Genomic DNA, 5,758 nt, shown 5'->3' with positions numbered 1-5,758 from the left:
GGGCGAACGCGCCGTCGGATGCGGCGGCCTGCGCCGACTCGACGACTCCAGCGCCGAGATCAAGAGAATGTTCGTGGCTCCGGATGCGCGGGGCACGGGGGTGTCGATCGCCATTCTGCGGGCGCTCGAAGAGAGGGCCCGCGCCCGCAGCTGGAACACCCTGCGCCTGGAGACGGGAACGGCGCAGCCCGATGCGATGCGGTTCTACGAGCGGGAGGGGTACACGCTCATCCCGAACTTCGGCGCCTACGCCGGCGCCGCCGAGTCGCTCTGCTACGAGCGCAGGCTCTAGGCCGTCTGGCGCTCAGGCCATCTGGCGCTCAGGCCGTCTGGCGGTGCTCCCGCTCGCGCGCGCGACGCTCGAAGCGGGGTTCGGCGCCGGCCGCCCGGGCACCCACGTAGACGAGCTCGCGCACGGCCCAGCCGAGCAGCACCACGACCAGTACGTTGCGCCCGGTGAGCAGTAGCGCCACCCCGGGGTCTCCGGCGATGAGCGGCATGTACAGAATCGGGAACACCAGTGTGGTGAGCACCGAGATCGCCACCATCAGCAGCGCCGGGGTGCGCCAAGCGCGCCAGCCCTGCGTTATTCCCACGACGATGATCGGGGCGAGCCACAGCATGTACTGCGGCGAGCCCACCTTGTTGAAGACCACGACGGTCGTTGCGAGGGCCAACGACGCCACGAGCAGCAGGCGTTCGGTCGGTGCGCCCCGGTGCTTCGCCCACACCACGAGGGCGAGCACGCCGATGACAGCGAGTGCCATGACCGGGGTCATCAGCGACACGGCGAGGTGGTCGTAGGGTCCGACGACCTCGCGCGTGGCGATCGCGGTGTTGTTGATGATGCGACTGCCTGGGCGGTCGATGATCGCCAGCCAGAGCCACGGAGTCGTGACCGGTGCTTCGAGCTGAAGCCCGCGCGAGGTCTGCATCTGAGCGAAGCCGAACAGGTAGTGCAGACCGCCCAGGGCCCAGACGATGGCGGCGACTCCGAGCGAGAACACGGCTCCCGTCACGATCGCGATGCGTCGGCGCGGAAACGCGCCCAGAATCGCCAGGAAGATGGCCGCGGGCCACACCTTGATCCAGGTGGCGAGGGCGAGAAGTACGGATGCGAAGATCGGCCGGCGCGCGATCAGCACGAGGGCGATGATCACCAGGGGAGCGGTGATGCCCTCGAGGCGAAGCAGGGCGACCGGGCTCAGCAGGGTCAGGATGCCGAGCCACCACCACGACGCGAGGATCCCGCGGCGCGAACGCCCGCGATTCGAGAGCACGACGATCGACACGGCGTTGAGCGCGGCGATGAGCACGAACCAGAGCAGCTGGTAGAACTGGGGGCCCGCGACGTTCGACAGGGCGATGGGCAGGATCGCGCCGATCGGGTAGACCCACTCGAAGTGGATGCCCGGCCACTGTCCGAAGCTCGCGGCGTCGATTGCCCAGCGGCGGTACAGCGGAAGATCGCCCTCGACGGTTCCCGCGACGATGTGGGGCAGCAGTCCCAGCAGGTAGACGACGTGGATGCCGATGAAGCCCCACAGGAGGGCACGCGGCTTCTCGAACACCTCGGGTTCGGGAAGAGCCGGCCGAAGAAAACGGTCGTACAAACTCAGTCGGCCGAGGCCCTGTGCAGTTGTCTCGATTGTCGCCACTCTTGCGACCGTAGTGTCGATCGGCTGCGAGTGAGCAGGTATTCACCTCGCCGTTACCTGACCGTCTCTTCGTAGACATACGTGGCGGGGGTGCCCGGCGAACCGCCGGCGATACCGGCCGACGGGTTCAGATGGCGGGCCTCACCGCCTGGATCGTGTAGCTGAGCGGTGCCACTCCCGCGAGAGCGTCGAAAGCGAACTCTCCGTCGGGGCGAAGCAGCATCTGGCCGGGGAGCGCCCGCCATGGCACACTGTCGTGCTCGACGAGCATGGTGAGGCGCAGCCCCGCAACCAGCAGGGCGGTGACTATCTCGCCGATGCCGTGATTCCACTCATACGTCTTGGTAGCGGCGATCCGGCGATCTGTGTTGACATAGCTGGATTCGTCGTCCCATTCCTGCGGTTCGGCCTGCTCAAAATAGGGGAATCGCAGGTGCAGGTCGTCGGTCATTCTTTCGTCCATGGTCCAGAGAATCGGGTGACCCTCCCGAATGAACAGGCGTCCTCCCGGCTTGAGGAGCGCCGCGACGACAGAAGCCCAGCGCTGCACGCTGGGCAGCCAGCACAGTGCGCCGATTCCGGTGTAGACGAGATCGAAACTGGCTTCCTCGAGCACCGACAGGGCCGAATACACATCGGACTCGACGAAATCCACCGGGTCGCCCGTCTCGGCGACGAGCGCCCGCGCCTCGGCGAGAGCGACCGGTGAGAAGTCGAGACCGGTCACCCGGGCGCCCAACCGGGCGAGCGACAGCGTGTCGGTGCCGATGTGGCACTGCAGATGCACGGTGCGCAGCCCATCGACGGGGCCGAGCCGATCGCGGTCGAATCTCACCACGCCGGAGATGAGTTGCGGGTCGTCGATGTAACGCTGAACTTGGTAGCCCGACCCGGTGCGCACCGCATGCGCCGACGCGCGATCGTTCCAGTTCTGCCTGTTGGTCTCGAAGTAGTCGGTCACGGTTGCTCTCTCCGTCGCCGTCTGGCGAGCCTGTCAGGATATCAGCCGGTGTGCATCCCTGTCAGGATGGGGGGATGCCTGAATTCTCCTTCGACGACCTGCGCCGCTTTCCCGACGTCGAGGCCCCCAACCTGTTCGCCGTCGACGCGAGCGACCGGCTGATCCTCGACGAGGCGGCCGACTCCCTGGCCGCGGCCGCCCCCGGCGAGGTCGTCGTGATCGGCGATCGCTACGGGGCGCTGACGCTCGGCGCGGCCGGCTTGCACGGGGCCACGCGCATCCGGGTTCAGCAGGACGCGCTCACCGGAGAGCGGGCCCTTGCCCGCAATGGCGACCGCACCGGGCTCGCCGGCACGTACGAGTCGCTGGCGTTCGACGCCGGGCTCGTCGAGGGCGCGACGGTCGTGTTGATGCAGTTGCCGCGAACGCTCGCCGCGCTCGAGCAGGCGGCCGCGCTCATCGCCCGGCACGCGCATCCGTCGGTCGTGGTCTACGCGGGCGGGCGCATCAAGCACCTCTCGACCAGCATGAACGCCGTGCTCGAGAAGCACTTCTCCGAGCTGCGCGTCAGCCTGGCGCGGCAGAAGTCGCGCGTGCTCGTGGCTTCAGAGTCCAGGGCCGGCGCCGATGCCGCTGCCGATGCCGACACGATGCGCACGGAGTTCCACGACGACCTGCAGCTGTGGGTCGCAGCTCAGGGAACCGCGTTCGCGGGCACGAAGCTCGACATCGGAACCCGTTTCCTGCTGTCGTTCATTCCGCAGATGGCAGCGCGCCCTGCGGTGGCCATCGACCTCGGATGCGGCACCGGGGTTCTGGCCGTCGTCGTCGCCCGGGCCCGGCCCGACGCGCGCGTGATCGCGAGCGACCAGTCGTCGTCGGCCGTCGCATCCGCCCGCGAGACGATGCGCCTGAACGGGCTCGACGGCCGGGTGGAGGTCGTGCGCGACGACGCGCTGCGCTCGCAGCCGGATGCGTCGGCCGGGCTCATTCTGTGCAACCCGCCGTTCCACGTGGGCGCGGCCGTGCACGCGGATGCCGCCCTCGGGCTGTTCCGCGATGCGGCGCGCGTGCTGCAGCCGGGCGGCGAGCTCTGGACAGTATTCAACAGCTCGCTCTCACACGCCGCCACGCTGCGCAAGATCGTGGGGCCCACCGACGTGGTCGGCCAGAACGCGAAGTTCACGGTGACCAGAAGCACCTCGCCCCTTCGCGGATGAGGAAATTCTTGCGACACCCCGCGTCCGCCGCCGAAAACTGCGGCGTGTCGCGAGTTCCTCCTCATCCGCGAAAGCGGAGCAGGGAGGAGGGGGAGCGGGCCCGGGTGCTAGCGTCGAAAGGGCAGCCCGAGGAGGTCGCATGTCGCGTTCGCTCGGCCTCACCGCAGAGGCCCGCTCAGCCGTCTTCGCGCCGCTCGCCGGCCCCGGCCGCAGCGAACAGGTCGAACAGCGGATGCGCGAGGCCATCGTGCTCGGGCTCGTCGGGCACGGCGAGCGCCTGCCCCGCGAGACCGAGCTGGCGCGCCAGTTCGGCGTCGCCGTGTCGACCGTGCGCGAGGCGCTCGACGCGTTGCGCGGCCAGGGGCTCGTGCGCACCACACGCGGACGTGACGGGGGCAGCTTCATCACCTCGAGCGAGGAGGGGCAGCGCCAGCTGCTCGCCGCCCGTCTCTCGCGGTTCTCGAGGGCGCAGCTGCACGACTTGGCAGTGCAGCTCGGCGCGATCAGCGGTGCATCGGCTGCCACTGCCGCGGCTCGCGCGACGACGGCCGACCTCGACAACCTGCGCACGATCGCACGCTCCATCGACTTCGGCGACGAGGTCTCGGCCCGACGAGGCGAGGCGCTCTTCCGGGTCGAAGTGGCCGCCGCGGCCCAGTCGCCCCGGCTGGTGGCCGAGGAGCTGCGCCTGCAGGCGGAGTTCGGCCCCGTGATCTGGTTCGGCATGCGAGATGCGGCACTGCGTGACGCCGTCAAGCACGCGCAGCTCATCTTGATCGATGCCCTCGACCGGCGAGACGGTGAGGCCGCCCGAGCCATCGTCGACACGCAACTCTCGGCCCTGGTGGCGAGTGCGATCTCCGTCTCGGATGCGCACAGGCCCGACGATGCGCACAGACCCGACGCGGCATCCGGCGCCTCGTCCTCGGCCGACCCTGCCTCGCTCGACGACTGCGTCGCCCTCGTCGTCGACACCTTCGACGCCGTATTCGACGCGCTGGGCCGGGCCCGCGATGCACTCGCGACCACGCTCGGGAGCCTGGCGCATCCGATCAGCCGAACGACCCTCGACGACAGCGTGCGCGCCCTCGCAGAGGCCGAGCTCGCTGCCGGTGCGCAACTCGTGATCGGGGCCGGCTTCGTGGCGACGCCCGGATTTGTCGACGACGCGGCCTGGCACTTGGCATGGTGGGTGCACCAGGCCGGCGACGCGCTCGTGCAGCGGCTTCCTCCCCGCCAGCTCGCTGTGGTCGAAGACCCCGAATCCGAGTTCTTTCGCGACTACACGCGACTCGAGTGGTGGCGAGGCGTGGCCTCGGGCGAGGCGAGCCACGTCACCGGCCCCTACGTCGACTACCTGTGCACCGACGAGTTCATTGTGACCCTCACCATGCCGGTCTTCGATGCGTCAGGCACTCAGCCCGGCGTCGCGGGGGTGGATGTGACGGTGTCGGCGCTCGAGGCCCGGTTTCTGTCCGCGTTCGCCCGGCTCGGCGAGCGGGTCACGCTGGTGAACGCGCAGTCGAGGGTGGTGCTGTCGACCGATCCGACGATCGCCGCCGGCATCCTGCTGCCCGACGATGCACAGCGCGTGCCCTGCGGCACACTTCCCCTCGCTCTCGTGTGGCACTGACGGTCGGTGCGACAGCGCTCTGAGGTGCGGGAATATGCCGCTTCGACCTCGAAGGAAGCGACACATCTCCGCACCTCAGTGCGCCGGCACACGTTAGTCGGTCGACGTTCCGCGCTTCAGCGTCTGTCCGGTGAAGAACGCGGGGTTCACGGCGCGCATCACGAACATCAGAACGACGCCCGCGAGCAGCAGGAACGCGCCCAGGATGAAGACGAGGCCGAGCCCTGCTATGTTCGATCCGCTGCCGTAGTCGGGGTTCATCGAGTCGATCAGCGTGGTCACGAAG

At 68.9% G+C, this 5,758-nt stretch carries 5 protein-coding genes and 1 pseudogene; 3 read left to right on the top strand and 3 right to left on the bottom strand.

What is annotated here, in order from left to right:
• On the top strand, window positions 1-292 hold a 292-nt coding region (locus ACE5CZ_RS14505; RefSeq protein ID WP_374948036.1), incomplete at its 5' end, for a GNAT family N-acetyltransferase.
• A gap of 28 nt (window positions 293-320) precedes the next feature.
• On the opposite strand, the gene ACE5CZ_RS14500 is transcribed toward ACE5CZ_RS14505, so the two are convergent.
• Both ACE5CZ_RS14500 and ACE5CZ_RS14495 read right to left on the bottom strand, forming a co-directional pair.
• Window positions 321-1,658, bottom strand: a complete 1,338-nt coding sequence (locus ACE5CZ_RS14500) for a glycosyltransferase 87 family protein (protein ID WP_374948035.1) — start codon at window positions 1,656-1,658, stop codon at window positions 321-323.
• A gap of 127 nt (window positions 1,659-1,785) precedes the next feature.
• On the bottom strand, window positions 1,786-2,619 hold the full coding sequence (locus ACE5CZ_RS14495; protein ID WP_374948034.1) for a class I SAM-dependent methyltransferase: 834 nt from the start codon (window positions 2,617-2,619) through the stop codon (window positions 1,786-1,788).
• A 74-nt stretch (window positions 2,620-2,693) separates the two neighbouring features.
• Here ACE5CZ_RS14495 and ACE5CZ_RS14490 point away from each other — a divergent pair, with 74 nt between their 5' ends.
• Window positions 2,694-3,839, top strand: coding sequence for a class I SAM-dependent methyltransferase (locus ACE5CZ_RS14490; protein ID WP_374948033.1), 1,146 nt, complete (start codon window positions 2,694-2,696; stop codon window positions 3,837-3,839).
• A gap of 139 nt (window positions 3,840-3,978) precedes the next feature.
• Entirely contained in the window at window positions 3,979-5,472 is a 1,494-nt protein-coding gene (locus ACE5CZ_RS14485; protein WP_374948032.1) for a GntR family transcriptional regulator, read from the top strand.
• Between the two features lie 93 nt (window positions 5,473-5,565).
• On the opposite strand, the pseudogene ACE5CZ_RS14480 reads toward ACE5CZ_RS14485, so the two are convergent.
• Window positions 5,566-5,758: pseudogene (locus ACE5CZ_RS14480) on the bottom strand (amino acid transporter); the annotation flags it as partial.

Origin of the sequence: Agreia sp., from assembly GCF_964263775.1 — a bacterium.
Taxonomy (GTDB): Bacteria; Actinomycetota; Actinomycetes; order Actinomycetales; family Microbacteriaceae; genus Agreia.
The sequence above is the reverse complement of the archived record's forward strand: the minus strand, read 5'-3'. Positions and strand labels throughout refer to the sequence as shown.